This window comes from Pseudomaricurvus alcaniphilus (assembly GCF_011440395.1).
Taxonomy (GTDB): domain Bacteria; phylum Pseudomonadota; class Gammaproteobacteria; order Pseudomonadales; family Cellvibrionaceae; genus Pseudomaricurvus; species Pseudomaricurvus alcaniphilus.
Window position 1 is genome coordinate 125,892 of the sequence record NZ_JAAOIX010000002.1, and the last position, 25,993, is coordinate 151,884.

23 protein-coding genes are annotated in these 25,993 nt (G+C 58.6%); 10 read left to right on the top strand and 13 right to left on the bottom strand.

The annotated features are described in order from the left end of the window. Together G8764_RS06655 and G8764_RS06660 are read right to left on the bottom strand one after the other, a co-directional pair. Positions 1-1,449 (bottom strand): RimK family protein, encoded by a 1,449-nt coding sequence (locus G8764_RS06655; RefSeq protein WP_166163394.1) that lies wholly within the window; start codon positions 1,447-1,449, stop codon positions 1-3. An 8-nt stretch (positions 1,450-1,457) separates the two neighbouring features. Continuing rightward, complete coding sequence (locus G8764_RS06660; protein ID WP_207951739.1) at positions 1,458-2,585, bottom strand: zinc-binding metallopeptidase family protein; 1,128 nt, start codon at positions 2,583-2,585, stop codon at positions 1,458-1,460. A gap of 428 nt (positions 2,586-3,013) precedes the next feature. On the opposite strand from G8764_RS06660, the gene rimK reads away from it, so the two are divergent. The 3 genes from rimK (at position 3,014) to G8764_RS06675 (ending at position 5,683) form a co-directional block, all read left to right on the top strand. Then, positions 3,014-3,919 (top strand): 30S ribosomal protein S6--L-glutamate ligase, encoded by a 906-nt coding sequence (rimK, locus tag G8764_RS06665; RefSeq protein WP_166163396.1) that lies wholly within the window; start codon positions 3,014-3,016, stop codon positions 3,917-3,919. A gap of 220 nt (positions 3,920-4,139) precedes the next feature. Further along, a complete protein-coding gene (locus G8764_RS06670) occupies positions 4,140-5,171 on the top strand; it encodes a succinylglutamate desuccinylase/aspartoacylase family protein (RefSeq protein ID WP_166163398.1) in 1,032 nt (343 codons plus the stop codon). Between the two features lie 65 nt (positions 5,172-5,236). After that, a complete protein-coding gene (locus G8764_RS06675; RefSeq protein ID WP_166163400.1) occupies positions 5,237-5,683 on the top strand; it encodes an ATP-dependent zinc protease family protein in 447 nt (148 codons plus the stop codon). A 35-nt stretch (positions 5,684-5,718) separates the two neighbouring features. On the opposite strand, the gene G8764_RS06680 is transcribed toward G8764_RS06675, so the two are convergent. Further along, positions 5,719-7,074 (bottom strand): magnesium transporter, encoded by a 1,356-nt coding sequence (locus tag G8764_RS06680; RefSeq protein ID WP_166163402.1) that lies wholly within the window; start codon positions 7,072-7,074, stop codon positions 5,719-5,721. A 337-nt stretch (positions 7,075-7,411) separates the two neighbouring features. On the opposite strand from G8764_RS06680, the gene G8764_RS06685 reads away from it, so the two are divergent. The 4 genes from G8764_RS06685 (at position 7,412) to G8764_RS06700 (ending at position 11,134) form a co-directional block, all read left to right on the top strand. Next, on the top strand, positions 7,412-8,284 hold the full coding sequence (locus tag G8764_RS06685; protein WP_166163404.1) for an alpha/beta fold hydrolase: 873 nt from the start codon (positions 7,412-7,414) through the stop codon (positions 8,282-8,284). Positions 8,285-8,409: 125 nt separating this feature from the next. Next, positions 8,410-9,147, top strand: a complete 738-nt coding sequence (locus tag G8764_RS06690) for a proteasome-type protease (protein WP_166163406.1) — start codon at positions 8,410-8,412, stop codon at positions 9,145-9,147. Between the two features lie 301 nt (positions 9,148-9,448). Continuing rightward, positions 9,449-9,658 carry a cold-shock protein gene (locus G8764_RS06695; protein ID WP_166163408.1) on the top strand — a complete coding sequence of 70 codons (210 nt, stop codon included), beginning with the start codon at positions 9,449-9,451 and terminating at the stop codon, positions 9,656-9,658. Positions 9,659-10,048: 390 nt separating this feature from the next. Next, positions 10,049-11,134, top strand: a complete 1,086-nt coding sequence (locus G8764_RS06700; protein WP_166163410.1) for a sensor domain-containing diguanylate cyclase — start codon at positions 10,049-10,051, stop codon at positions 11,132-11,134. A gap of 30 nt (positions 11,135-11,164) precedes the next feature. Here the strand turns inward: G8764_RS06700 and G8764_RS06705 are convergent, their stop codons facing one another. The 9 genes from G8764_RS06705 to G8764_RS06745 all read right to left on the bottom strand — a co-directional run bounded on the left by G8764_RS06705 (position 11,165) and on the right by G8764_RS06745 (position 20,765). Next, complete coding sequence (locus tag G8764_RS06705) at positions 11,165-12,202, bottom strand: HD-GYP domain-containing protein (RefSeq protein WP_166163412.1); 1,038 nt, start codon at positions 12,200-12,202, stop codon at positions 11,165-11,167. Beyond that, a complete protein-coding gene (locus G8764_RS06710; RefSeq protein WP_166163414.1) occupies positions 12,199-12,687 on the bottom strand; it encodes a Rab family GTPase in 489 nt (162 codons plus the stop codon). Before G8764_RS06710 ends, G8764_RS06705 begins: the two co-directional genes overlap by 4 nt. 10 nt (positions 12,688-12,697) lie before the next feature. Next, positions 12,698-14,398 (bottom strand): OmpA family protein, encoded by a 1,701-nt coding sequence (locus G8764_RS06715; RefSeq protein WP_166163416.1) that lies wholly within the window; start codon positions 14,396-14,398, stop codon positions 12,698-12,700. A gap of 16 nt (positions 14,399-14,414) precedes the next feature. Continuing rightward, positions 14,415-14,960, bottom strand: a complete 546-nt coding sequence (locus G8764_RS06720) for a hypothetical protein (RefSeq protein WP_166163418.1) — start codon at positions 14,958-14,960, stop codon at positions 14,415-14,417. 232 nt (positions 14,961-15,192) lie between these two features. Continuing rightward, complete coding sequence (locus G8764_RS06725; protein ID WP_166163420.1) at positions 15,193-16,284, bottom strand: DUF3080 family protein; 1,092 nt, start codon at positions 16,282-16,284, stop codon at positions 15,193-15,195. A gap of 238 nt (positions 16,285-16,522) precedes the next feature. Further along, a complete protein-coding gene (locus tag G8764_RS06730) occupies positions 16,523-17,719 on the bottom strand; it encodes an ABC transporter permease (RefSeq protein WP_166163422.1) in 1,197 nt (398 codons plus the stop codon). 5 nt (positions 17,720-17,724) lie between these two features. Next, entirely contained in the window at positions 17,725-18,933 is a 1,209-nt protein-coding gene (locus G8764_RS06735) for an ABC transporter permease (RefSeq protein WP_166163424.1), read from the bottom strand. After that, a complete protein-coding gene (locus tag G8764_RS06740) occupies positions 18,926-19,630 on the bottom strand; it encodes an ABC transporter ATP-binding protein (protein ID WP_166163426.1) in 705 nt (234 codons plus the stop codon). The genes G8764_RS06735 and G8764_RS06740 overlap by 8 nt, the downstream gene beginning before the upstream one ends. Further along, positions 19,623-20,765 (bottom strand): efflux RND transporter periplasmic adaptor subunit, encoded by a 1,143-nt coding sequence (locus tag G8764_RS06745; RefSeq protein ID WP_207951740.1) that lies wholly within the window; start codon positions 20,763-20,765, stop codon positions 19,623-19,625. Before G8764_RS06745 ends, G8764_RS06740 begins: the two co-directional genes overlap by 8 nt. A gap of 163 nt (positions 20,766-20,928) precedes the next feature. On the opposite strand from G8764_RS06745, the gene ftsH reads away from it, so the two are divergent. Then, positions 20,929-22,764, top strand: a complete 1,836-nt coding sequence (gene ftsH, locus G8764_RS06750; RefSeq protein WP_166163430.1) for an ATP-dependent zinc metalloprotease FtsH — start codon at positions 20,929-20,931, stop codon at positions 22,762-22,764. Between the two features lie 126 nt (positions 22,765-22,890). On the opposite strand, the gene G8764_RS06755 is transcribed toward ftsH, so the two are convergent. Beyond that, positions 22,891-23,214, bottom strand: a complete 324-nt coding sequence (locus G8764_RS06755; RefSeq protein WP_166163432.1) for an antibiotic biosynthesis monooxygenase family protein — start codon at positions 23,212-23,214, stop codon at positions 22,891-22,893. A 414-nt stretch (positions 23,215-23,628) separates the two neighbouring features. On the opposite strand from G8764_RS06755, the gene G8764_RS06760 reads away from it, so the two are divergent. Further along, on the top strand, positions 23,629-24,489 hold the full coding sequence (locus G8764_RS06760; protein ID WP_166163434.1) for an ATP-dependent zinc protease family protein: 861 nt from the start codon (positions 23,629-23,631) through the stop codon (positions 24,487-24,489). Further along, on the top strand, positions 24,486-25,991 hold the full coding sequence (locus G8764_RS06765) for an inactive transglutaminase family protein (protein WP_166163436.1): 1,506 nt from the start codon (positions 24,486-24,488) through the stop codon (positions 25,989-25,991). The genes G8764_RS06760 and G8764_RS06765 overlap by 4 nt, the downstream gene beginning before the upstream one ends. Positions 25,992-25,993: the final 2 nt, after the last annotated feature.

Sequence of the window (25,993 nt, forward strand, 5' to 3'; positions counted from 1 at the left end):
TTAACGCCCTCTTCGCTCTAGGCGCTGATAAAACTCGGACATAATCAGCATGTATAATTCATCGCCCAGGTAGGCGTCTTCAACCTTGTGCTCGAGGCTGGGGTTGTCGTTGACTTCGATAACATAGACGTTATTGTTTTTCTGCTTCATGTCGACACCGTACAAGCCGCGTCCAACCACGCCCGCCGCCTTGATGGCCGCATCCATGACTTTCTTGGGCAGCTCGAAGGTAGGCAGTGTTTCAAAGCCACCGGAATTGAAGCGCTTGGACTCATGGTTGTATATCTGCCAGTGATTGCGCGCCATTAAATAGCGGCAGGCGTAGATCGCGCGACCGTTCAACACCCCTATGCGCCAGTCAAAATCGGTGTACAGGTATTCTTGCACCAGGGCCAACGCCGACGATTGGAACAGCTCCTCCAGTCGAGCCCGCAACTCCTGCCTCTCGCTGACCTTAAAGACACCCTTGGAGAAGGATCCCTCCGGGATTTTCAACACCATCGGATATTCGAACTCCTGCTCCAGCTCATCCAGCACGTCGTCACCGCAGGTGGTAATCACCCGGGTTTTCAGGCTGGGCACATCCTGATAACTGAACGCATCGTGCAAGAACACCTTGTTGCAACAGCGCAGGATGGAGTCAGGATCATCCATAACCACCAGGCCGGCGTCCTCAGCCTTGCGCGCCAGGGTGTAGGTATGATGGTTAATCGCCGTTGTCTCACGGATAAACAGTGCATCGTACCGGCTGATTTGCCCCAGCGACTCCGCGGTCACGGTTTCGGCGTAGATACCAAACTTTTCCGCCGCTTTAATAAAACGTTTGATCGCTGCCTTGTCACTGGGCGGAGTGGGCTCATCCGGGTTGACCAGGATCGCCATATCCCAGCGGTAACGTTTCTTCGAGGACGGCGAGCGCCACACCTGCACCGTAAACTGGTTTAGCTGTTCGAAGAAAAAAGTTTGTTGCTGCGAATTCAGATCCTGCAGGGACTGCTGGGTAACACTGTAAAACAGGTTTTCCCCCTGGCGCCGCAGGGTAACAAGTAAAAGCGGCGCGGGAAAACTGGCGTAGATCCTGCTGGCAATTTTCTTAAAGGCCTGGTCTTCCACTTCGCCAAAATAGATAAAAAAGGTATCGCTGGCGCCGTCGGCCAGTACCTGACTCAACGGCATCTTGGCCTGCAGGTAGATATCATCGTCCGCGCTGGCCAGTTGATTAATGGTGCGCACACTGGGCAGCACCTTGTGCCCGCGCGCCTCGGCCAGCAGCGAGCAGTAGTAGCCCTTGCTCAGGTACAGCTCTGTGTCGCACAGGTTGATCACCCGGGTCTTGGGTTCGTTCTTCTTGGGGTAATCCCTCAGGTAGCGATCAAAGGGCAGTACCTCCACCCCTTCGACCTCGAGTCCGTCGTGGTCCTGGTCAGTAACAATTAGTGTTTTTAACATGAGTTCGTTCAACCTGTAACTGATGTGTTAGGTATATCCGCCAAATCCATCAACACCTGCAGAAACGCTGCCACGGATTCGAGCGGTGCGGTTTCGGCCAGGGTGTGATAGCCGCAGGTAGGGATTTGCAATGTCGTGCCGTCCACCAGCCCCTTGGAAGCCGCGATAATGCGCCCCATTTCCGTCGAGCCCAGCGACCCCGGATCCTCGCCGCGACGGATAAGCTCCTTATTGCGGTTTTCGACATAGCGGTCCTTGAACTGGTAACTGAAGCCAAGGCGACTGCAGAGGTCTTCCAGCTTGGCGGTCAGCTCGCCATTAAAACCGGCATTGGCGTCTTTGGTGCGCAATACCAGTTGTTGTTTTTGGGTCGCGGCGAAGTCAGGGAAAGGGCTGGTGTCGACCACGATCAACTGGTTGGTGGAACCGCCAAAACGGCGAAACCACTCGAGCAGATAGCGCCAACTCTTGCCCGCTTCCTCCTGGGCGGTAAAAAAGGCGGTGCCCTCAAAACCCAGTTCAAACAGATAGACCAGCACCGCCGCAGTGAGTACATTGTCCAACTGCCCCACCAGTGCCTCATTGGTGACCTTGAGATTATCCAGAAACGCCACCGGGGTGCCCGCCACCAGATGCTCCAGGCCTTCCAGTTCAAAAATCAGGTTATTGCGAAACTCGCACACCCGGCTGCCCTTGATCTTGCCCGAACCGCGATAGACCCCCGACCAGGGCTCGTAGGCATAGACCTTGTCGTCGATATAGCGGTTTACCACCTTCCTGATCAACTGCTCGTCCACCGAGTTGCCGAGCAGGTCGGAGCGAGCGCCGGCCACAAAAGCGGCGTACTGGAATTCGTTTGGCCCGGTGCAGATCAAGCCATGACGATCGATGTGCGCGGATAACATCAGGCTGTGGGGCCTGGCACCGTGCGCCACCAGTACCCCCTCGTACCAACTGACCTGAGCGCCGCGCTCTTCCAATTCACGCTGCAACACCCGGAAAAAGGAGTGCTCTGCACCCACCACACTGGGGCTGCGGGTCAACAGCGAAACGATATTGAGGAGGTGCATCGGCACCCCGGCCGCAACCGCATGCCCAAAGGTCGATAGAGAAAAATCTTCAGCCGGCAATGCCATAACACTCGAGCTCCGATTGGCTGGCCTGCCGGGCCTGGACCGGGCACTGGCGCGAAAGGATAGTGGCCAGGCGAGACACGCCTGGAGGGGTAGAACAATCTGGCGTTATAGCCGCTGACCGGGGGATATGCAAGGACAATTATACCTGCGCTCACCGCATCTTCACGCCGATCATAATAACAGACCCTCGACAGGCTTTTACAGCGCCGCAGCGGCAAATGGCAGCCCCCGGCGGGAGTTGGCAAAGCGCCTGGGCGGGGCTGTGGGCAGAATTGGAAAAGGATGCTTACAGGGTCAATTTTTAATAGTTGATCGCCCTGGAATCTGCCACAATCCGCGCCGCTCGGGGAGCCCCAATCAAACTGCGAATCAACTGTGCTACAGTGACGCTGTTGCTCGCCGATATCAAGCATGAGGAGCAATTGAGAATGAAAATCGCTGTTTTGTCCCGCAATGCAAACCTGTACTCCACCCGCCGCCTGCGGGAAGCGGGAGAGGCCCGGGGGCACGAGGTCGATATTATCGATACCCTGCACTGTTATATGGACATTACCAAGAGTAACCCCACTGTTCGCTATCACGGCCAGGCGCTGCCCCACTACGACGCGGTTATCCCGCGCATCGGTGCCTCTATCACCTTCTACGGCACCGCGGTTGTACGCCAGTTTGAAATGATGGGCACCTTTAGCGTCAACGAATCCGTGGCGATCAGCCGCTCGCGAGACAAATTGCGCTCGCTGCAGCTATTATCCCGTAAAGGGGTTGGCCTGCCCCGCACCGGCTTTGCCAACAAGGCCGACAATATCAAGGATGTAATCAAGAATGTGGGCGGCGCGCCGGTGGTGATCAAGCTGCTGGAGGGCACCCAGGGCATCGGCGTAGTGCTGGCCGACACCAACAAGGTGGCGGAGAGTGTCATGGAGGCGTTTATTGGCCTGAAAGCCAATATCCTGGTGCAGGAATTTATCAAAGAAGCCGGCGGCGCAGACATTCGCTGCCTGGTGATTGGTAATCGGGTGGTGGCGGCCATGAAGCGCCAGGGCGCGGAGGGTGAGTTCCGCTCCAATTTGCACCGCGGTGGCTCCGCCAGCCTGGTCAAACTGAGCCCCGCGGAGCGGGCCACCGCGGTCAATGCCGCCAAAGTGATGGGCCTGAATGTTTGTGGCGTGGATATTTTACAATCCTCCCACGGCCCGGTGGTGATGGAGGTCAACTCCTCGCCCGGACTCGAGGGTATCGAACAGGCGACCAATAAGGATGTTGCCGCTATGATCTTCAAGTTTATCGAAGAAAACGCCAAGCCCCACAACACCAGAACCCGGGGCAAAGGCTAGCATGCCCCGGAGTCATTCAGGGGCTCCTGCGGAGGCAAAGAGAGAAGAGATGCAGCCCCATTTTCGGCAACCCGTAGCCATTGCAAATACGAGGAAAACGACAATCGTTATCCAGGCTCTCATACGGCGATTGGCTCGAGGGTGAATCCATCACAGAATCCCTGATAATTGGACTGTGATAATTGGACTGTAATAATTCGACAACCAGGGGTAAACAGCTATGTCTTCATTGACGATTGGCGGGGTGGAAGTTCCAGCAGGCGAAACGGCGCAGATTGAAATGCCGGTGGTGCGCCTTTATACCGACACCGACATCAGCATGCCGGTACACGTTATCCGGGGCAAAAAGCCCGGCCCCAACCTGTTTGTCTCGGCCGCGGTGCACGGCGACGAACTCAACGGCATCGAAATTATTCGCCGCCTGATCAAGCAGAAAACCCTGAAGATTTTGCGCGGCAGCCTGATCCTGGTGCCCATGGTCAACGTCTACGGCGTACTCAACCAGAGCCGCTATATGCCCGATCGACGCGACCTGAACCGCTGTTTTCCCGGCTCGCCCAGAGGCTCGCTGGCGGGCATCGTCGCGCACACCTTTCTCACCGAAATTGTCAAACAGTGCGAATATGGCATAGACCTGCACACCGGCGCCATTCATCGCTCCAACCTGCCGCAGATTCGCGCCAACCTGAAAGACAAGGAAACCCTGACCCTGGCGGAGGAGTTCGGGGTGCCAGTGTTGCTCAATGCCAACCTGAGAGACGGCTCATTGCGGCAGGCAGCGGTAGAGTCGGACACCAAGGTGCTGGTGTACGAAGCGGGGCAGGCGCTGCGCTTCGATGAACTGTCGATCCGCGCCGGTGTCCGGGGGATCGGCAATATTCTGCTGCACCTCAATATGATTAAAAGGAAGCCCCACAAGCACCCGATACGTCCCTTCGTAGCCAACACCAGCGCCTGGACCCGAGCCAGCCACAGCGGCATCGTCAATAACCTGAAAAGTCTCGGCGACCAGGTGCAAAAAGGCGACCCCCTGGCTACCATTGGCAACCCTCTGGGGGCCATCTTCGACACAGTCAAGGCGCCGCGCTCCGGGATTATTATTGGCAAGCAAAACATCCCCCTGGTGCAACAGGGCGACGCCATGTTTCACATCGCCTACTTTACCGAGCGGGATGAGGAAATTGTCGAGAATATCGAACTCATGCAGGGTGCACTGCTGCCCACCGAGAGCGGAGTAGAAGAAGACTCATAAGCAGCAGGCGCTAACCGGCCAGCTATAATCCCGCTCATCACCGACCCACAACGAGAGCTTTGCAAATGACCAACAAGAGCCCAAAAAAAGTCATCATCGGCAACCTGGAAGTGTGCAATTTGCCAGATATAGGCATTCAGGACCTGCAGATACGCGTCGACACCGGCGCCAAAACCTCGTCCCTGCATGTGGACAACCTGGTCACGTTCAAGAAAAACGGCCGCCCCTGGGTGAAGTTTGACATCCACCCGGATGTCCATCACGTCGAAAGCGTCATTGAGTGTGAGTCCCGCCTGCACGATATACGCAATGTGAAGTCTTCCAACGGTGAATCCCAGGAGCGTTACGTTATCCGCACCACAATGCAACTGGGGGGTGACTCCTGGCCCATTGAAATCACCCTCACCGACCGCTCCGACATGAGCTTCCTGATGCTGCTGGGGCGGGAGGGCATGGGCAACCGGGTGCTGGTCGACCCCTCCCAGACATTTTTGCTGACCTCCGATGACTAGTACCGGGGGCCCTCACCTGTCTCATCGCGGCCAGTTTAAAGCAACCACAGTGAGCCCAGCCCCAGGAATACCACAAAGCCAACGATATCCGTCACCGTGGTGAGAATTACCGCGCCGGACAGGGCCGGGTCAAAGTTGAGGCGATCCAGCAGCGACGGCACATAGACCCCGGCAATCACCGCGGCGATGATATTGAGCAAAATCGCCACGCAAATGGTGGCCCCCAGCAGCCAGCTGCCAAACCAGAGGTACGCCACCAGGCCAATTACCAGCGCCCACACCACACCATTGACGCAACCCACCTTGAACTCCTTGTGCAGCAGGGCCTTGAGGTTGGCACTGGTGACCTGGCCCATGGCCAGGCCGCGCACCATTACGGTCAGGGTCTGGCTGCCGGAAATACCCCCCATGGAGGCCACCACCGGCATCAATACCGCCAGCGCCACCACCTCCTGCAGGGTGGCTTCAAACATACCGATAAACCAGGAGGCGAGCAGCGCTGTGACCAGGTTCACCCCCAGCCACACGGCGCGGTTTTTACTGCTGCGCCAGACCGGCGCAAACAATTCTTCCTCATCCGCCAGACCACCGGCCTGGGCGACCTGGTAATCGGTGATTTCCTGCCTGTGTTCGTAGGCGGAACCTATATCAAAGCGACCGATCAGTAAGCCGTCTTCATCCACCACCGGCAGCGCCAGGCGCTCCGAATGAATCAGCTGATTGACCGCCTCATCAATATCCTGGCGGGCCTGCAGCGCCTCCGGCTGCAGCTGCTGGATCGCGCTCAGGGGGGTGGCCGGCGGCGCTTCGTACAAGTCCTGCAAACTGACTTCGCCCACCAGGCGGCCGCCCTTGTCGGTGGTGTAAATCGCTTCCATGTAGCGCACCGCATCTTTCTTCAGCACGTTGCGGGCACTGGTGGAGGTCAGGCGCTGGGAGACCTGGGGGCAGTCAAAGCTGACCCAGTGGCCCAGCTCTTCCACGTCATATCTGGAGGCCTGTTCATAGCGGTCGCGCTCCTCCGTATCCAGCTTGCCGTAGGCGTAGTTGAGAAAGCGGTCCGGCAGCTCCTCCGCCAACTCCAGTAAATCTTCGGCACTCAGCGATTCCAGCAGCTGCTTGCAGTCTTCATCGCCGAGCTGTTTGAGTAAAATCTTGCGGCTGCCGTCGAGCATGTAGAGGAAGGTGTCACGCTGCACCTCTTCCTCCAGGTTGGCCCAGACCAGCGACCGGAACTGGGCTGGAATTGCCTCCAGCAACAGCGCCATCTGCTCGGCACTCAGCTCTTCCTGGGCGGCAAGCACCAACGGCCGGTACAGTTCCTCGCCATCCTCCTCAGCAAAGTGGAGCAGCAGCTTTTCAATATATTCGGTAAGCAGTTCCTGGGTCATCGACTGGCGCATCCCATGGCTATGGACGTCAAAGCAGTGCAGCGAATAGTTGCAGCGGGCGCAACTGCGAGAGAGAGGCTGCGGGCGCTGCTACGGCGTGGCCGCAGCAGTGTGCCGGCAGGGAGAGCGAATCCCGGTCTGTTCATGGTGCTATCCTGTAATTCGAGGGCCTGTATATGCGGGCCAGAGTTCCGGGCCCAGGGCTTGCAGGTTTGTCGCCGGTAACCCTTGCTATCGGTAGCCAGCGCTATCGTATTTGGGGCCAGCGGATTGTGACGGCGTTTTAATCTTGTTCTAATGTTACCGATTTTCACCACCGTATTCAGTGTTATTCGTTATGACAATCCGCCCCACCTCCCACCGTTTTATGTCCCAGCGCCTGCAACTGCACTATGTCGACTGGGGCAACCCCGATGCGCCGCCATTATTGCTGGTCCACGGCAGCCTGGACCACTGCCGCAGCTGGGACTGGACCGCCCAGGCCCTGGCAGATCAGTGGCATGTGATCGCCGTCGACCTGCGCGGCCATGGCGATAGCGCCTGGTCGCCGGAGGGCAACTACTCCATGATGTCCCACGCCTATGACCTCGCCCAGCTGGTGCACCAGCTGCAATTGGCCCCGGTGAATATTGTCGCGCACTCGCTGGGGGGCGGAGTCGCATTGCGTTACGCCGGACTCTATCCGCAGAATGTTGCCAGGCTGGTGGTTATCGAGGGCCTCGGCCCGTCGCCGCAACTGCAGGCCGAGATCAGTGCCAAACCCCTGGCCCAGCGCCTGTGTCAATGGATCGACGATAAACGCGCCGCCGCCGGCCGCCAGCCCAAGCGCTACGCCACCCTGGAGGAGGCCTACACGCGCATGAAAAGCGAGAACAGCTACCTCAGCGACACCCAGGCCCGGCATTTAACCACCCACGGCATCAGCCAGAATGAAGACGGCAGCTACAGCTGGAAGTTCGACAATTACATGCGCCTGCCGGAGCCCGTCCGTCTCAGCCAGGCCGACCTCGAAAGCTTGTGGCAAGCCATTACCTGCCCCACCCTGCTGCTCTACGGTGCCAACAGCTGGGCCTCAAACCCCGCCGAGGACGGCCGCGCCCGGCACTTCCGCGACGCACGGGTGGAGCTCTATGAAAATGCCGGCCACTGGCTGCACCACGACCGCACCGACAAGTTTATCCGCGATGTAAAGGATTTCCTCGACCAGTAAACCGCTGCGTCACGTCAACCCCGCGGCGACGCCAGGCAGAAACTTGACTGGCCGCTTGTGACCCGCACGCTACAACGTTACAGTAGCGCAAATCTCACCCGCCAGACCCCGGATTAATTTATTTTATGACCTATTGTGTTGCCGTTATTGTGAACGATGGTATTGCTTTCTGCTCCGACTCCCGCACCAGTGCCGGCGTCGACCAGATTAATACCTACTCGAAAATGTTCCGCTTTGGCATTGAAGGAAACCGCCAGTTCGTCATTATGTCCGCCGGCAACCTGGCCACCACACAGGGGGTGATTGCCAGGATTGAGAAAGACATTGCCAAACTGGAGCCCGTCAACCTGTATACGGTCAACGACATGCACGAAGCGGCGGATTACCTGGGTGAACTCAGCCTCGCCCAGCAGGCCAAAACCGGTGGGGGCAACGCTTATACATCGACCTTTATTATCGGTGGTCAAATCCAGGGGCACCCGCCACAAATAGCGATGGTCTACCCGGAGGGCAACCACATCACCACCTCCAAGGACACCCCCTTCCTGCAAATCGGGGAGAGCAAGTACGGCAAACCCATACTCGATCGCATCATCAAGCCCGACACCAGCCTGCACACCGCAGCGCTCTGCGCCCTGGTGTCCATGGACTCCACCATGCGCAGTAACCTCACCGTCGGTCCCCCCATCGATATCCAGCTCTACAGCAGCAACAGCTTTGTGCTGGGTGAATCCTATCACCTGCTGGAGGACAGTAATTACCTCAAGCAATTGAACCGGGCCTGGAACGACAAGCTTATCGAGGGTTTCTCCACCCTGCCGCCCCTGCAAAACTCTGCCCCAGCGCCGACTACCAACCCCTGAGAGACCGGCCCCCTGGAGCCGCCAGCAGCCCCGCGAGCTGGCGGCAGGCCCGCGCCGAGCAAACAACAGTAAATATAGAGAACAGCCCCCAGTTCACCCGCAAATATCTGCGGTTAATCCATTGACAAATCCAGCAATACCTATAGACTCACCCACAGCTAGAAAGAAACGCTCTTGTTCAGTACTCCATTTCGTTGTTTTTTCGTAACCTCGTCCTGTAGTTTCAAAGTAGCAGTCTCATTTCGTGCTACCCGCGCCCGGTATAGGGCTCATTGTTTTTATTAAATTTCAGGATATGATTATGTCTAACAAAGTTACTGGTACTGTCAAGTGGTTCAACGAATCTAAAGGTTTCGGTTTTATTGAGCAGGAGTCCGGCCCGGACGTTTTTGCTCACTTCAGCGCCATTCAGAGCAGCGGCTTCAAAACCCTGGCCGAAGGCCAGCGCGTTGAGTTCACCGTTACCCAGGGCCAGAAAGGTCCTCAAGCTGAGAACATCGTTGCCATTTAATTTGGCCACGTACCCAGCTTAAAGCTCCCGGGGTTCTTAACAGAGCGTCAGGAGCGGGATTCAGACCCGATCTTTCGGGCAAGAACCCAAGCAAAAAAGGTGTATCTTCGGATACGCCTTTTTTATTGCCCGCCCTACCCCTCTCCAAATCGCCTGCCCGTTGAACCAATCGCCAAACAAGCCCGTAACCACGAAGTCCAAAACACAAGCAATCCCAAATACAAGTAACCACGCGCACAAGGAGCCCGGCCAGTATCTTAGTACATCACCAATTAGCTGCTAATATTCAAGGATAACAACTCGACCGGAAGTCACTGCGCCTGGCAGCCGTCTGACCGCGAGGCAATACCACGCTATTAAGCAAATGGATACGGCCAATGGATACAGCAAATGGATAGGGGTGACGGCAATGCAGAATGGCAAGAGGCCGAATCACAAGCGACTGTAACAGGCAACCAGGTGACAGCCCTTGAACAAGAGAAGCGTCTTCGTTACATCCTCGACATCATCGAGGAGGGGGTTTGGGAGTGGAACGGCAACAGCGGCCAGGTGCGACGCAACCCCAGCTGGTACCGCATGCTAGCCTACGATGCCAGTGCGGGCCTGGCAGAAGACACCCTGACCTGGGAAAACATCATCCACCCGGAGGACTACCCTGCGGTGATGGAGTGCTTCGAAGATTATATTTTTGGTCGCAGCAACCAGTACCGAATCGAATATCGCTGCCGCAAGGGCGACGGCGACTACCTGTGGATTCGCGACCAGGGCCGCATCGTCGAGCGCAACCCGGATGGGTCAGTGGCCCTGATGATTGGCGCTCACCTTGATATTGACGCAGAAAAACGCAACCGGGACAGCTTGCGCCAGCAAAATGAAATGCTGGCCAGTAACCAATTAACCATCGAAAACCTGATTGAACAGCGCACCCGGGAACTTACCAGCGCCAAGAGCTCCCTTGAGAACAGCCTCATTAAAATCGAAAGGCTGCGTATCACTGATCCGCTGACCGGCATCTACAACCGCTACAAACTCGAAGAGGAGCTGGACAGTGAAATTGGCCGGGCCAAACGCTATGGCTCACCCCTGTCAGTCACCCTGTTCGACATAGATTACTTCAAACGCATCAACGACCAGCACGGTCACCATATGGGCGACCTGGTTCTACAGCGCGTCAGTCGCCTTGTGCGCGCGAACTTACGCGGCAGTGACACACTGGGGCGCTGGGGCGGCGATGAGTTCGTCATTATTTTGCCCGGAGTGGCATTGGCGGCCGCCCAGCAAGGACTGGAGAAGGTTCGCGCCCTGATCGCCGCAGACCGCGAGGCGGGGATAGAGCCAGTCACCTGCTCTTTTGGCGTGGCTGAATTCCAAGACAACGAAACGCCCGCCACTTTACTGCGCAGGGCGGACAGCGCCCTCTACGACGCCAAGAAACATGGGCGCAATCGTGTATCGACCACCCACGAGCGGTCGTGACTGGCAGCTGGCCACGCCAGCAAGTCGCCGCTAGTTCTCATCTTTCACCTCTTCCCTGATGGCCCGCATAGTGTCGATATTAGCCAAAAACACTTCGAAAATACGCGGGTCGAATTGTATGCCGACCGATTTCGCCATTATGGCCAATGCCTGCTCCTCCGGTAGAGCCGGCTTGTACACCCGCTCGTGCACCAGGGCATCGTAGACATCCACGATGGCCACAATCCTCGCTGCCTCCGGTATATGCTCCCCGTACAACCCGCGTGGATAACCGCGCCCATTCCAGCATTCGTGATGATTGCTGGCAATCTCGGCGGCCATTTGAATCATCGGCACTTCGCTGGCGCCGAGAATTTCCCCGCCGATAGAGGCGTGGGTTTTCATGATGGTGAATTCACTGGCCGACAGGGGGCCGGGCTTTTTCAGGATCTTGTCCGGGATACCAATCTTGCCGATATCGTGCATGGGGGCGGCGGTTCTAATATCGTCCACCGCGTAAGGCGACCAGCCCAGCTGCGCGGCGATCTCCCCGGAATACAAACCGATACGCTTGATGTGAGCGCCAGTCTCCTCATCCCGGAACCCGGCGGCATAAATCAGCCTCGCCGCCAACTCCAACTGCCGGTCGCGAATGGCGACGGTGCGCTTGCTCACCTCCAATTCAAGTATTTCCTGGTTGAGCAAATTTTGCCGGGCCGCCTGTAACAGCTTGCGGTTTACTTCATAAGATTGACCGAGATTGACGATTACCAATACGCACTGCCCCTCCACCAGCAGGGCCCGAGCCTCGAGGGCGTGGTCACCCTGGCCGAGACCACTTTCCAGGAAGGGGCCGGAACTGAGGCTGCCCTCCTTTCGCGCCCCCCAATGCTCCCGCGCGTCAACCAAAAAATTGTCCAGAAACAAGGACTTACCTTCGAGCCGCAAAGCGCCGGGTGGGGCGCTCCCGGCAAACAGCTCATTAAACCAGGGGGTAGCCTGGCCCAGCAACTGGAACCGGCCGTCGCCCTGGACGCAGAGGGCAACCATATCAAAGCTTTGGATTACACCGCTGAGTATGCTGTTCATAAAATCGCTCGCGCCAACACTTCAAATAGCTGCTCAACATTCTCACCCGTTTTCGCACTGGTATACAGCACACTGCCTTTTTGCTTCAGGTTGTCTTCCTGCTCCCGGGTAAATACCCAGCTATCCACCAGGTCAACTTTATTGACTGCAGTAACGGCCGGCACATCCCCAAGCACATTAACCGCCCTTTGCTGCACCGCCAGCGCGGTGTTGTAGGACTTCGGCCGGGTACCGTCTACCACCACCACATACCCGGCTGCGCCACGCAGGTAACTGGCACTCATGCGCTGGAACTCATCCTCCCCGGAGATATCCCAGATCAGCAGCATCACCTCCTCGCTGCTGACTGTCACCACCTTTTTATCCACCTTAACTCCCACCGTGGTAAAGTACCTGGCGTCAAACATGCTGTTGACGAAGCGCCGGATCAAACTGGTTTTGCCGACTGAAAAGGCCCCCAACAAACAGATTTTTTTTTGCAACATATCGTTTCCGTTAATCGAATCGCACCACAACCCTGGCTTTGCGCTCACTGGAGCCGTCCTCCTCATACTCGAAGCTGTTGTAGACTCTCAACACAACATTGCCGACCCCGTGGGCCAGCAAAACCTTGCGCAGAGCCTCGGCGCGGGTGAGGCCAATACGGGAATTGATTGCCCGCGGCCCGGTGCCGTCGGTGTAGCCCACCAGATCCAGCTGCACCGGCCGCTGGAACTCCTGATAGTGAAGGTCGTTGAGGCGGCGAATGGCTGTCACCAGTGTGGATACCTCGCGTCCATCGGGGTCGATATCCGCAGCTCCGGTGGCGAAAGAGAAATGCAGCGCTTCAACCTCGGCTGTTAACTGCTCCAACTGCTCCAGTCTCGGGTTGTAAACCTCGAGGGCGTCGGTATCCAGCGCATCCACCCCGGCCAGGTCAGGCCAGCGCCGGCTAACCACGGCCAGCCAATCGGAGGTGGCCCGGCCGTCCAGGCGCAAGGTGCCATTGCTGATTTCGATACTGACCCGCTCATCCGGGACGAACATTCGGTAAGCACGCTGCCGCACGATTTCAGGCTCAGTCGAAACAAAACCCTGCAGCTCAAACCGGACCACGCGCTCGCCCCCCTGCGCGCCGACCACGTCCGCCGGCGCTCGCGCCAGTGGGTCCGCCAGCAAACTCACCTGCAGTTCATCCCTGCTGGCGTTAGCATGCAGCAGCACCAGCCCCGGCTCCCGCTCCAGTGCTGCCAGCAACTGCCGGTCTGTCTGGCGCACTTGATAGTTTGTGTATTGCCAGTAGCCGACAGCGGCAAGCAGGGTGATGACGGCAACCACAGCCAGCCAGGGTATTTTACCTGTCCCGCTTTTTCGGTCGGACTTGCGCTTCAGGGTCAGCAGATGCCGCAGGTCTTCGCCCAGCTCGGCAAACTCATCGGTATCGCCGCGAAAGTCGCGCAATTGATTGTGTTTAAAGCGGTGTATTTTCTCCAGAATCACTGTTTGCTGGTGCCGCAACTGCTCCGGCACGCGCCCGCGAACCACCGCCGCCAGCAGTGCGTAGGGACCGCGCTGCAACACCACGGTAAGGTCACCGAGGCGCAAGGTATCAAGGTTATCGCCCTCGTGAGTGGAGAAGGAATCCTCGATAAAATCCTGGATGGCCGACAACATCCCCGACACCATGTCGCCATCCCTGACCTCGACGCCAGCGGCAACCTGGTGCTGTAGCAACAAACTGGTCTCACGGTGTATCAGGAAAACCTGCTCCACCCGGTATTCGAGGGTGTTGTGCAAGACAATCTCGGCGTAGCTGCGACCGGTGCGCCAGGCGTCCAGGCGCCAACGCAGCGTCCGCAGCGACAGACTGGCCTCCAACAGCTGATTGACGCTGTCCAGCATCTGCTGCAGGGTTTCACTAATCGACTTGCGGATGGCCGGCCCCATCACCGGGTACAAGGATACCGCCAGCTTGCGCGGATCCTGCTCGATCGACTCGCTAATGGCTCGCTCAATAGTGGGCATAAGCACCGCCGCGACACTGTCGTCGATGGCCGCGCGCGCCTGCAGTGACTCCGCAATTACTGCCGCAACACGGCGTACAAATTGTTGATCATCCTCCAAGGCGGAGCGAAAGCGGAGCAAGTCCCGGTACTCATCACCGAGCAGGATCTGCCTGACTTGCTCCAGCTCCGTATCCAGCGCGGCGACTGTCATTGCCCGACGGCCAGGGCTAGGATTGATCGCTGCTGGGCGCCTGCGCGCTCTGCTCGCCCAGAAGCGACGTCGCCATGGTTTGCAGCAACTGGGCGAGCGTGGTGCGATCGGCTTTCGAGTGTTGTAATTGTTGCTGCACCAACTCCAACTGGCGGGCTAAATCTTCATTCCAACCCGCCGCCTGTTGCGCCAGCGCCTCCCGCTCCGCATTCAAAGTCTCATAGAGGTCGTGCTGTGCCGCTTTGGTGGTGCTGTCCAGCTTGGCAATCACCTCATCCAGGTGTTGAAATCGATCGGCCACCTCAGCAGCACTTGCTTCCGCCCGCTTGTTAAACGATGCCTGCATCTGCTGCAGCGCGAGCTCCAGGCTGTGGATTTGTTGGTCAAAGTCTTTGCGTAACTTATCTGCGGTATTTTTTATCAGCAACTCGAGCTCGGCATCGCGCTTTTCAGTCTCCCTGACCTGGGCACCAAACAGAATGTCGCGAACGGTTTCGAGGCTGTTATCAACGGCCATCTGGCTGGCGAGCTCAGCCTCCTGACTCTTGGAGTTATTCTTCATTGTTTTACCTTCCCTGATACCGGGCAGGGGTCCTGCCAGGTTGTTTAAGTAACGAGCGCCTCTAAAACCCTCTAAGTCCTGCCGGCAGATTTCCGCTGGCAGACTTCCCCTCTATCGTCTGCCGAGCACCCCGGTGGCGCAGAAAACCACTTTACAATAACTACCAGCCATGTTCACTCATTAAAGTAGAAAATGAAGCTTTTGTAAATTTACTCCGTGCCGCCACACCTTTTTAACCGCTTTGTGTCGCTCCCGGGGACATACCGCATTGGCGCAACATTTTCTGCCACAGTTGCGTATGCTCAGACACGGCCGACTGGAAGCGACGCCAGACTGAGGCCTGATTCTGGCTGCTCCAGGTCAGCTGCCAGTAGCGCGCAAAGGGATCAGGCCAGGGCCGGTAGGGCTCCAACAGCGTTTCCAGTGCCGCCCCAAGGGAGACGCTCTGCTGGTGCACCGCACTGATGTAAGGCTGCACTTCACCGATATAGAAACGCAGGAACACCTGTTCGGCCACCCGCGCCCGGGGCGATGGTGCGGCCCGGTAACAGAGCGGTCGCCGGTCGAGTTCGGCTTCTACACGCGCCGTCAAGCGGTCCAGATGAACGGCCACCAGCTGTTGGCTGAGCAGCAGGCGGCCGGCGATATTGGCGCTACCCACCACCTGGTAATAGGCTTCCAGTTCACTGGACTGCAGTGGCTCAGTGATGGCCAGCATGCGCGCCAACTGTTGCAGGCTGACCAACAGCTCGGTCGGCTTGAGGGCGGCAGTGGCCGGCAACAGCGGGCCATCGGCGAGGGAAAACAGCTGCCGGAATTCAGCGCTGGCGGCGGTGGCGTTCCAGCCGATATTGACGGAATCCTGGCGCTTGGCCCGCAACGCCAGCTCCAGAGCCTCGTGCAGGTCACTGCGACCGGTGTCTTGCGCCAGGGTCGCCAGGCACAACTCGGCCAACCGGATAAACTGGTGGTGATAAAGCAGCTGCTGGGAACCGGCCATGACCTTGCCGAGCACACTGTTGCGCTCACCCAGCAGACGCTGCAGGTCACAGTCAGACAGGCGCAAAAAGTCCAGCAAGCCGATATTCAGTGGCTGTAGCGGTTGCAGCAGATCACGCCGCTGGGGATAGCGCGGTAACTCGATAACTTCGACCCCGGGCGGCGGGGCCCCGCGCTCGCCAGCGGCCAGCTCCAGCGCGTTACCGAGACGGTAATCGTAGCGCGCCAGCATCTCCCCGGCATCGGGCTGACGCTCGCAGGCAAGCAGAAAACAGCTCGCCAACAGCAATACCGCTATCACTTTGAACGATCTTATCGATTGCAAACCGGGCTCCATCCAGGCCGGAACAGATAAAATACCAGAATTAATTGTTCCCAATTACCACCAAAACCAGGTGGCTGGCAATATGGCAGGCCTGGCTGCGGGGGCTTGCTTACTCAAAAGGGTAATAAGGCCATTCTTTCCCAAAGCTGATACGTTTCCAGCGCCAATAGAGTACCCACCCTCCTGCAGACAGCGCTGCCCCTGGCTGCAAGACATTGCTACGCGCTGCGGGTCGGCATCAGTCGCTGTGCAAGGCCTCAATAGGGTTCAGCCGGGCGGCGTGCAGCGCCGGCGCTATGCCGGACAGCAGGCCAACCAACATGGCCAGCAGCAGCGCGAACATCACATAGATGACGCTTAACTGCAGCGGCAGGTTGGGCAGCAGCCAGTGAGCGGCCAGTATCAAGCCACCCGCCAGCCCAACCCCCAGCGCGCCGCCGGCCAGGGCCAGCAGAATGGCCTCTCCCAGGAACAGCATCAGTATCTGCCCACGGGAGGCACCCACGGCGCACAACAGGCCAATTTCGGCAGTGCGTTCGTGCAGGGCCGTGGTCATTATGGTGAGGATTCCCACCGCGCCCACCAGCAGTGAGATACCGCCCAGGGCGCCGATGGTGAGAGTGACAAAGCCGAGAATATTATCGAGACTGGAGAGCATATCCTCCTGAGTGAACAGGGTGACATCCTCCACCCGGTGCAGCGCCTGCAGGCGCTGGCGAATGCGGCGCGCCATGTCCGCGGAGCTGGCCAGCTCCGAAAACACCACATCGACTTCCATCAGGCTGGCGCGGTTAAACAACTGCAGGCCCCTGGCAACCGGGATATAGACCACATCATCCAGGTCAAAGCCCAGCATCTGGCCCTTGCTCTCCATCACCCCCACCACCCGAAAGCGCACCCCGCCCACTCGCACCCACTCACCCAGTGGCGAGCGGGCGCCGAACAGCTCCCGCTTGAGCCTGGCCCCCAGCACTGCATGGGCACGGGCCGCAACCGGATCGTCCTGGGGCAAGAACTGTCCCTGGGCGACGCGCATCTTCCAGGCTCTGGCACCCTCATGCCCGACCGCCAACACATTGCTGTGGCGGCGAAAGCGGCCGGCCTCTACCTCCGCGGTACCGGTCACCAAGGGCACCACATACTCCACGTAGGGCAAGTCCCGCAGCGCCTCGCTGTCTTCGATGGTCAGCGGCCGGATGGAATTCAACATACCCGCCATGCCCTGGGTGGTTACCTTGCCCGGGGTAACGGCAATAATACGTGTGCCAAATTGGGAAAAGCTGTCGAGCAGGTATACCCTGAGACCTTCACCAATAGAGGTCAGCAGAGTGACGGCCATGATACCAATGGCAATGCCGAGGGTGGTGAGCAGCGTACGCTGGCGATTGCTGTTCAGCGCTTTTACCACCCAGCGAATGCCATCCAGCCAGCCCATAGCCACTACCTTCTCTGCAACGCATTTAACGGCAGCAGTTTACTCGCCCGGGTGGCCGGCACCCAGGAGAACAAAAAACCACAACCAACGGCAACCCCACCAGCGCCGAACAGTGCCCAGAGGGGCACCGCGAAATCCACCTGCGGCAGCAACTGGCGCCCCAGCAGCAACAACAACAAACCGGCCAACGAACCGAGCACCGCGCCGCAAACTGACAGCAACACAGCTTCCAGCACAAACAGTTTTCGAATCAGCCGATCATCGGCACCCAGCGCTTTCAACAAACCAATTTCCTCGGTGCGCTGGCCGACACTGATCACCGTGATATTCATAATCAGGATGCCGGCCACCAGCAGGCTGATGCCGCCTATGGCCCCCACTCCCAGGGTCATCGCCGTGAGAATATCATCGAAGGTACTCAGCAGCGCATCGGGGCTGACCACCGTGACGTCATTTTCGCCCTGGTGCAGGGCCGTGATCACGTCGATAACCTGCTGCTTGACCTGCTCCGGGTCGTAGCCCTCGCGCACCTGCATAATCACCCGAAACAGTCCCGCGGTATTGAACAGGCGCTGGGCAGCTGCCACCGACAGTATCAGGCTGTCGCCCAGGTCCATGCCAAAGGCATCCCCTCGCCCCTGCAACACGCCCACCACCCGACAGCGATAATCGGCCACTCGCAACAGCGCGCCCAGCGCCGCTTCACCCTGCAACAACTCCCGCTCCAGGGTTTGCCCGATCAGGCATTCGACGCTGGCGCGTTCAATATCCTCCAGCTGTAAATTGCGCCCCCGAGCCAGTTTGAGTTTACGCACTGTTACAAATGCCGCGGATGTACCGAGCACGATGACCTCGCGGGAACGCTGCTGGAAGGACACTGCAGCACTGCCAAGCACCAGCGGCGCCGACTGCTGCAACCCGCTAACACGGCGCCCCAGCACGGCCACATCGGCCAAAGTGATATCCCGGGCGGCGGCGCCAGTCACCGGCGGCAAGCCGCCTGTGGTTTCATTGCGCCCGGGAAACATCACCAGTACATCCTTGCCGAGAAAGGCAAACTCCTGCAGCACATAGCGCCGGGCGCCCTCGCCCAATGCGGTGAGCACCACCACCGCGGCCACGCCAAAACCGATGGCCAGCAGGATCATGGCGCTGCGAAAGCGGTAGCGAGTAATGGACTGCCAGCAAAACAGCAAGCTGTCGCGCTCACCCATGGGCCGACTCGGGCACCGCGGGTTGACGGCAACGGTCCTCGACAATACGGCCATCCACCATCTTCAACTGGCGCGCGGCGCGCTGTCCCAGCGCCAGGTCGTGGGTGACCACCAGCAGGGTAATGCCGTCCCGATTGAGCTCCTCGATCAACGTCACCACTTCCGCACCAGACTGGCTGTCGAGATTGCCGGTGGGCTCATCGGCCAACAGCAGCAAGGGGTGGCGGATAATTGCCCGCGCCAGTGCCACCCTCTGGCGCTGGCCACCGGAAAGCTGCCGCGGCAGGTGGTGGCCTCGATCGGCGATCCCCAGCCGTTCCATGACTTGCTTCGAGCGGCGCCGCCGCTCGGCTCCCGGGACGCCCGACAACATCAACGGCAATTCGATATTTTCACGGGCACTGAGCCGCGCCACAAGATGGTAAGCCTGGAAGACAAAACCAATCATTTCGCTGCGCTTGCGCGCCCGCTCGGTTTCATCCAGGGCCGTGGTTTCCAGGCCGTTTAAGAGGTAGCGTCCGCTGTCGGGTCGGTCCAGCAAACCAAGCATATTTAATAGAGTGGATTTGCCAGAGCCGGATGGTCCCATTACCGACAGGTATTCACCGGCATCAATGCGCAAATTGATCTGGTCGAGGGCGTGCACAGACTGCTCCCCCAGCATAAAGGTCTTGTTCAGCTCAACCAGCTCAATCATTGCCGACCACCACGGCCACCCCCTCGGCCAGCCCGTCCCGATCCGGGTTGCGCACCACCCGATCGCCCTCGGCCAGGCCGGAGCGCACTTCGCTCAGGGTCCAGTTGCCGATGCCACGCGTAATAACCCGCCGCTGCAGCTGGTTGTCGGCATTGACCAGCCAGACACTGGCATCCGCCAGAATTGCCTCGGCCGGCAGCCGCAGCACGTTTTCGCGCCGCTCCAGCACCACGGTGATATCCGCGCTGTAACCTACCAGCAGGGTCATTGCCGCAGGCACCTGGTCAAACCGCACATCCACATCCACCGTGCGGGCCTGCTTTTCCAGGTCCAGCACGTAGGGCGCAATACGGCTGATCTTGCCGACAAGTAGCTGCTCCCGGAAAGCGTCGAGGCCGATCCGGGCCGGCAACCCCACCTGCAGTTTGGCAGCGTCCACCTCATCGATGGGGGCCGTGACATACAAACAGCTGTAGTCGATCAGATCCACCGCCGCCGGTGTCGGAATGCCCGGCGGCGAGGGGGTGATGTATTCGCCGATTTCTCCATTGATTTCGGCCACTACCCCGGCAAACGGGGCGCGCAACCGGGTCCGCTCAAACACCGCTTGCTGCAGGTCAAGGCGGGCGCTGGCGACTCCAGCCTGATTGCTGGCAGCGGCGCAGAGTCGCCCCTGGGTTTGGGCGGCGGTGGCAGCGCTGTCCAACTGCTCCTCCGAGGCCAACTTGCTCGCCGCCAGGCGCTGTAACCGCTGCGCTTCCCGCGCCTTTAAATCCGCCTGTAGGCAAGTACTCTCGCGCTCAAATTCAACCGCCAGCAGTTGCTGCCGCGCCTGGTTAACCTCGGCGGCTCGATCGTGATTCCACAACTCCAGCAGCAACTGGCCGGCAACCACCTGGTCGCCTTCGCTGACCAGTAACTTGTCAACCACGCCGCCGATGGGCATCGACAACCTGGAGCGGCGGCAGGCCTTAACCGTACCGGCGCGAGTGTTGGCCACCGTTGCCTCAACGTCGCCGCGCTCGACCGTCACCACCTGCACGGCGAGGGGCTGCGGATGCCAATGGCGCCAGGCCAGTGCCGCTACTCCCAGCAGTATTAGGGTCGCCACAATAAGGGTTTTTTTACCCGGCACCTGGTGCCTCCAGCTGCAGTTATCAAGCCAAAGCATACCCCTCAGCGTTGTGAAAAACACCAATCTGGATCAAGCCCGCTGAAAATAGACACACCAGTTGCAGTCCGGCCTCGCTTGCCTTAACGTCTGTAGCTGCCCATAGGGAAAGCCAGCGGAACTGCCCATGCCAGACACGACACAACCGCCTGCAGCCAAAGACCCGAACAGCCAACACTGGCTCACAATTGCCCTGCTGTTGTTCGGCTTTTACTACCTGATGCAAGTATTCGTCAGCAAGCCCGCGCAGGTCATCAGTTACTCGGAATTTTTACAACAGGTCAACAACGCCGCTATCGCCGAGGTGGTATTAAAAGGCAACGAAATCCACGGCCGCTATCGCAAGTCCGATGCCAACGCCAACTTTGACTTCCGGGTGATCGCCCCTAATTTCGAAAACGCACGCCTGTTGGACATCCTCGAAGCCAATGATGTCAACATCAAGGTGCAGGCGGATGAATTGCCGTTTTGGGCCAGAATGATCGCCGGCTTCCTTCCCTGGCTGCTGATCCTGGCGTTCTTTTTCTGGACCAGTCGCGCCCTGCAGAGCCGGATGGGCGCGAGCGGTGGCGGCTTGATGGGCTTCAGCAGTTCACGAGCCCGGCGCTTTGAGCCCACCACCTCCGGGCCCCGCTATGAGGATATCGCCGGCCTGGAGTCGGCCAAGCAGGATTTCCAGGAGATTATCGACTACCTGAAAAACCCGCAAAAATACCGCGACATGGGCGCCCATATGCCCAAGGGTATTTTAATGATGGGGGCACCCGGCACCGGCAAAACCCTGCTCGCCAAAGCCACTGCCAACGAGGCCGAGGTGCCCTTCTTCTCCGTCAGCGGCTCGGAGTTTATCGAAATGTTCGTCGGCGTTGGCGCATCGCGGGTGAGGGACATGTTCAACCAGGCCCGCAAGGTGGCACCTGCGCTGATCTTTATCGACGAGATCGATTCCGTTGGCCGGGTGCGCGGCACCGGCCTCGGGGGCGGCAACGACGAACGAGAGCAAACCCTGAATCAAATCCTGGCGGAAATGGACGGTTTCGACCCGGAGGAGGCGGTGGTGGTGCTGGCCGCCACCAACCGCCCGGACGTGCTCGACCCGGCCCTGATGCGACCCGGCCGTTTCGACCGCAAGATCACCCTGGAACTGCCGCAACGCAAGGCCCGGGCAGAAATCCTGCAGGTGCACAGCCGCCACACACCGCTGGCGGAAGATGTCCAGCTCGACCAGATTGCCGCCGTCACTCCCGGCTTTTCCGGGGCCGACCTGGCCAACCTGGTCAACGAAGCCGCCCTCAACGCCACCCGCGACAACCGCACCAGCATTCGGCAAGAGGATTTTCTCAGCGCCCGCGACAAGGTCATCATGGGTACGCCGCGCACCGATTTACTTAACCCATCGGAACGCAAGCGCATCGCCTGCCACGAGGCCGGCCACGCCATCACTGCCTATTTCTCCAGCCACAGCGATCCGGTCCAGAAAATCAGTATCGTGCCCCGCGGCCAGGCGCTGGGCATGACCGAGCAACTGCCGGAGGAGGATCGGCACAACCTCAACGAGGACTACTTGCTCGATCGCCTGTCCGTATTGCTCGGTGGCCGCTGTGCCGAAAAACTGGTATTCGGCAATGTCAGCACCGGCGCCGCCGACGACCTCAAGCAGGCTACCCGGTTGGGATACAAAATGGTGGGGCAGTGGGGCATGGGCAAGAACATCGGCCCAATTGGCTACTCCATCGCCGAGGAACACCCCTTTCTCGGTCGTGAACTGGCCGAGCCGAAGGAGTTCAGCGAACAGACCGCCCATTTACTGGATGAAGAGGTGCGGTTGCTGCTGCGCGAAGCAGAACAGAAAACCATCCGGCTGCTAAGCGAACACAGCCAGCACTTGCAGAGCCTGTTGCAAGCCCTGCTGGAGAAGGAAACCCTGCAACACGATGAGATCGTCGCGCTGCTGGGCCACTGACAGGCCCTGCAACCGAGCCCGCTGGCGGGCGGCTGTTCGAAACTACCGGGCCCGGGTGGGCGCTGGCCTCAAGCCCGGGCTCAATTGAGCAACGACCAGACCTCGCTTCAAGATGTAGTGCCGGCGTTAACCCGCAGATGACTGCTGTGGAATCACCTGCCACTCCGGCTCGTCAAACTCCCCGATGATGTTGATTTCGCACTTGGCGTGATGCTCGGCCAGGATCCGCCTGACGGTGGCGTCGCGCTCGTCATCCTTTTGGTCCCGAGCTGACTTTGACTCCCAACTGGCAATGGCCAGCAGGCGGTTGGGGTTGTTCAGGTCCCGGTGCAGCCGGGTTCCCAGGGCACCCGGCGCCCGCTGCATAATCTCACTGGCAACCAGCCAGTTGGCGGCGTACTCCTCCACCGTAAATCCCGGTTTAACGATAACTTCAAAGATAAACTTCATCCCCGCACTCCTGTTTAGCTCTACTGTTATTCAGCGCTCCTGTTGCACGGTACTTTCTGGCGCTAGTCTTTAGCTTACTAGCGTAACTTGCCCCCAACCAGCCCCACGCCCCCCCGCGGCGCTGGCGCAGGCGAGCAGTGGCCAGCGGCAGGGCACCGCCGGCGTCGCGCTGCAAAGTGGAGATTTTGTCGTCCAGCGTTAACTAGCTATCAAACTTGTCGCGATAAAGAGTTATACTGCGCCTATTATAAGCGGGGCGCCATGCCCTGAGACTCCTGGCGCAGCCTGTGGGCAAACACCTTTAATAAGTCAATGAGCCCTGAGTTCGCCAGCACCTCGCAACTTCCATCAAATCGCTATATGTGTAAGTGACTAACGATTATGAAACAGTCGACTTGTCGTCAACGCCGCCACATGCCTGTAAATAAGAGGTTGCTTTGGGCCGCCAGCCTGCTGCCTATCTCACTGTTGTCGGGCTGCGCCCTGTTGCAGCAGCAGGAGCCAATAAACACTGTGGCTGAACAGATGTCTACACTGCTGCAACTGCAGGACCAGGAACAGGAGCGGGAGCTGGAGCGCGCCGCGCAATTGACCAGTATTGACTCGCGACTGGACACATTCAACAGCCAGCTGGATGAAATCAATCGACAACTGGTGTTACTGCGCGAGACCCCGGTCAAGGTTATTGCCGCCCCTCCACCACCAGCACCGCCCAGCCAAAAAATGCGGCCAATTCGCAAACCGGACAATATGCAAAAGCACCTGCAGGATATGCAGGGCAAGACCCTGATCGGCAAATCGGAATGGCTGTGGGTCCAAACCCTGATGGCCAATGTCACCGCCCGTGTCGACACCGGTACCGAAACGTCATTTATTCACGCCACTGGACTCAATTTGTACGAAAAGGACGGCGAGGCCTGGGCCCGGTTTACGGTCACCCATAACGACTCCAGGCCCGCCGCCAATTCTGCCGCCATGACCATCGATACACCGGTGGTGCGCATGTCCCGTATTCGCGGTTCAGAGTCTGGCGAATCGGCCCTGCGACCGGTGATCAAGCTGCCGGTTCGACTTGGCAACATCCAGCAGGTTACCGAATTCATACTGTCGGAACAGTCCAACAGCAAACACTCGGTATCGCTGGGGCGAAATTTCCTCAAAGACCTGGCAGTTGTGGATGTCAGCGTGCAATTTTTGCAACCGAAATTTGAGCCGGTGGCAGCACCCGACTCACAAAAAGCCATTGATAATAGCGCCGAGGCTGTCGCCCAATGAATTCACGAATTCCTTTTTATGCGCTGGTTTTTACCCTTATGGCCACCGGCGTTACCATGATCATCTACCGCCACCTGCAGGCCAATGTGCCCCTTCTTCCCAGCGAAAAGCAAATCCTCTGGGATATTGAAGCCACAGTGATTTTTGACGCCCGCAACGCCCCGGCACAGGTCACCTTGAGCCGGCCACTGGGTCAGGGCAACTACACCATCGTCGATGAGATCACCGCCTCACCAGGTTTCGGCCTGACCCTGGCCGAAGATGAAAACTGGCCGCGGGCAGTTTGGACCAAACGCCAACCCAGCGGCGAGCAACGTCTGTACTACCGGGTTATCGCCCGCCATAACAGCAGCGCAACTGCTCCGACCGCCAACATTCCGGCGCCTTTGAACAACCGTATTTGGAGCGAGCCTAACCTCACCGCGGCCAATGATTTGATTTTAAAGGCCTGGCAGCTCTCGGCAGACCCCTACTCCTTCACCACAGAGCTGCTGAAGATGATCAATGCCGATGCCGCCAACCAGAACGTGCGCCTGCTGCTCAACTCCAGCGAGAGCAAAGGGGAGCTGGCGGTGCAGCTGCTCAACCAGGCTCAGGTATCGGCGCGACTGGTATCCGTATTGCGCCTGGAAGATGGCCGCAGGCGCCAGTCCCCGGAGCGCTTTATCAAGGTGTGGACGGGCGACAAATCGCAATTATTTAATCCGGCCACCGGCGAGCGCGGTTTGCCAGACCGGGCAATACTCTGGGAGGGCCGCGGCCACCCCATCCTGCAGGTTGATGGCGGTCGCAACTCGAAAGTGGAATTCTCCATTATCAAGCGTGTCGAGCCCGCGGCCACCAGTTATGCCTACCACAACGCCAACCTGCTGAACTTCTCTATCGGCTCACTGCCGCTGGCAGAACAGGCACTGTTTAAAACGATCTTACTGCTGCCCATAGGCGCGCTGGTGGTGGTGTTTTTGCGCATCTTTATCGGCATCAAGACCTCAGGTACATTTATGCCGGTGCTAATCGCCCTGGCATTTATGGAGACCACGTTGATCGTCGGCCTGGTCAGCTTCGTGGCGGTAGTCGCGATCGGACTATTTTTCCGCTCCTACCTGTCCCACCTGAATTTGCTGCTGGTGGCACGCATCTCCGCGGTGATCATTATGGTGATTGCCATCATCACGCTGTTCAGCATCCTCAGTTTCCAACTGGGCCTGACCGAAGGGCTGAAAGTGACCTTTTTCCCGATGATTATTCTGGCCTGGACCATCGAGCGAATGTCCATTCTATGGGAGGAAGAAGGTGCCAAGGATGTCCTGGTGCAGGGTGGAGGCAGCTTGCTGGTAGCTGTATTGGCCTACCTCCTTATGTCCAATGACGTGATTCGCCATATCGCCTTTAACTTCCTCGGGCTGCAGCTGGTGATCATGTCTTTCGTTCTGTTGATGGGCAACTACAGTGGCTATCGCCTGCTGGAACTGCGCCGTTTCAAACCTCTGCTCGAAAAGTAGAC

Excerpts from the sequence above, each read along its gene's own strand:
- G8764_RS06715 (WP_166163416.1), bottom strand. The coding sequence starts at position 14,398 with ATGACAGTCGCCGCGCTGGATACGGAGCTGGAGCAAGTCAGGCAGATC.
- G8764_RS06675 (WP_166163400.1), top strand. The coding sequence starts at position 5,237 with ATGACCAACAAGAGCCCAAAAAAAGTCATCATCGGCAACCTGGAAGTG.
- ftsH (WP_166163430.1), top strand. The coding sequence starts at position 20,929 with ATGCCAGACACGACACAACCGCCTGCAGCCAAAGACCCGAACAGCCAA.
- G8764_RS06695 (WP_166163408.1), top strand. The coding sequence starts at position 9,449 with ATGTCTAACAAAGTTACTGGTACTGTCAAGTGGTTCAACGAATCTAAA.
- G8764_RS06710 (WP_166163414.1), bottom strand. The coding sequence starts at position 12,687 with ATGTTGCAAAAAAAAATCTGTTTGTTGGGGGCCTTTTCAGTCGGCAAA.
- G8764_RS06720 (WP_166163418.1), bottom strand. The coding sequence starts at position 14,960 with ATGAAGAATAACTCCAAGAGTCAGGAGGCTGAGCTCGCCAGCCAGATG.
- G8764_RS06760 (WP_166163434.1), top strand. The coding sequence starts at position 23,629 with ATGCCTGTAAATAAGAGGTTGCTTTGGGCCGCCAGCCTGCTGCCTATC.
- G8764_RS06730 (WP_166163422.1), bottom strand. The coding sequence starts at position 17,719 with ATGGGCTGGCTGGATGGCATTCGCTGGGTGGTAAAAGCGCTGAACAGC.
- G8764_RS06765 (WP_166163436.1), top strand. The coding sequence starts at position 24,486 with ATGAATTCACGAATTCCTTTTTATGCGCTGGTTTTTACCCTTATGGCC.
- G8764_RS06670 (WP_166163398.1), top strand. The coding sequence starts at position 4,140 with ATGTCTTCATTGACGATTGGCGGGGTGGAAGTTCCAGCAGGCGAAACG.
- G8764_RS06735 (WP_166163424.1), bottom strand. The coding sequence starts at position 18,933 with ATGGGTGAGCGCGACAGCTTGCTGTTTTGCTGGCAGTCCATTACTCGC.
- G8764_RS06705 (WP_166163412.1), bottom strand. The coding sequence starts at position 12,202 with ATGAACAGCATACTCAGCGGTGTAATCCAAAGCTTTGATATGGTTGCC.
- G8764_RS06690 (WP_166163406.1), top strand. The coding sequence starts at position 8,410 with ATGACCTATTGTGTTGCCGTTATTGTGAACGATGGTATTGCTTTCTGC.
- G8764_RS06755 (WP_166163432.1), bottom strand. The coding sequence starts at position 23,214 with ATGAAGTTTATCTTTGAAGTTATCGTTAAACCGGGATTTACGGTGGAG.
- rimK (WP_166163396.1), top strand. The coding sequence starts at position 3,014 with ATGAAAATCGCTGTTTTGTCCCGCAATGCAAACCTGTACTCCACCCGC.
- G8764_RS06685 (WP_166163404.1), top strand. The coding sequence starts at position 7,412 with ATGACAATCCGCCCCACCTCCCACCGTTTTATGTCCCAGCGCCTGCAA.
- G8764_RS06655 (WP_166163394.1), bottom strand. The coding sequence starts at position 1,449 with ATGTTAAAAACACTAATTGTTACTGACCAGGACCACGACGGACTCGAG.
- G8764_RS06700 (WP_166163410.1), top strand. The coding sequence starts at position 10,049 with ATGGATAGGGGTGACGGCAATGCAGAATGGCAAGAGGCCGAATCACAA.
- G8764_RS06740 (WP_166163426.1), bottom strand. The coding sequence starts at position 19,630 with ATGATTGAGCTGGTTGAGCTGAACAAGACCTTTATGCTGGGGGAGCAG.
- G8764_RS06660 (WP_207951739.1), bottom strand. The coding sequence starts at position 2,585 with ATGGCATTGCCGGCTGAAGATTTTTCTCTATCGACCTTTGGGCATGCG.
- G8764_RS06680 (WP_166163402.1), bottom strand. The coding sequence starts at position 7,074 with ATGACCCAGGAACTGCTTACCGAATATATTGAAAAGCTGCTGCTCCAC.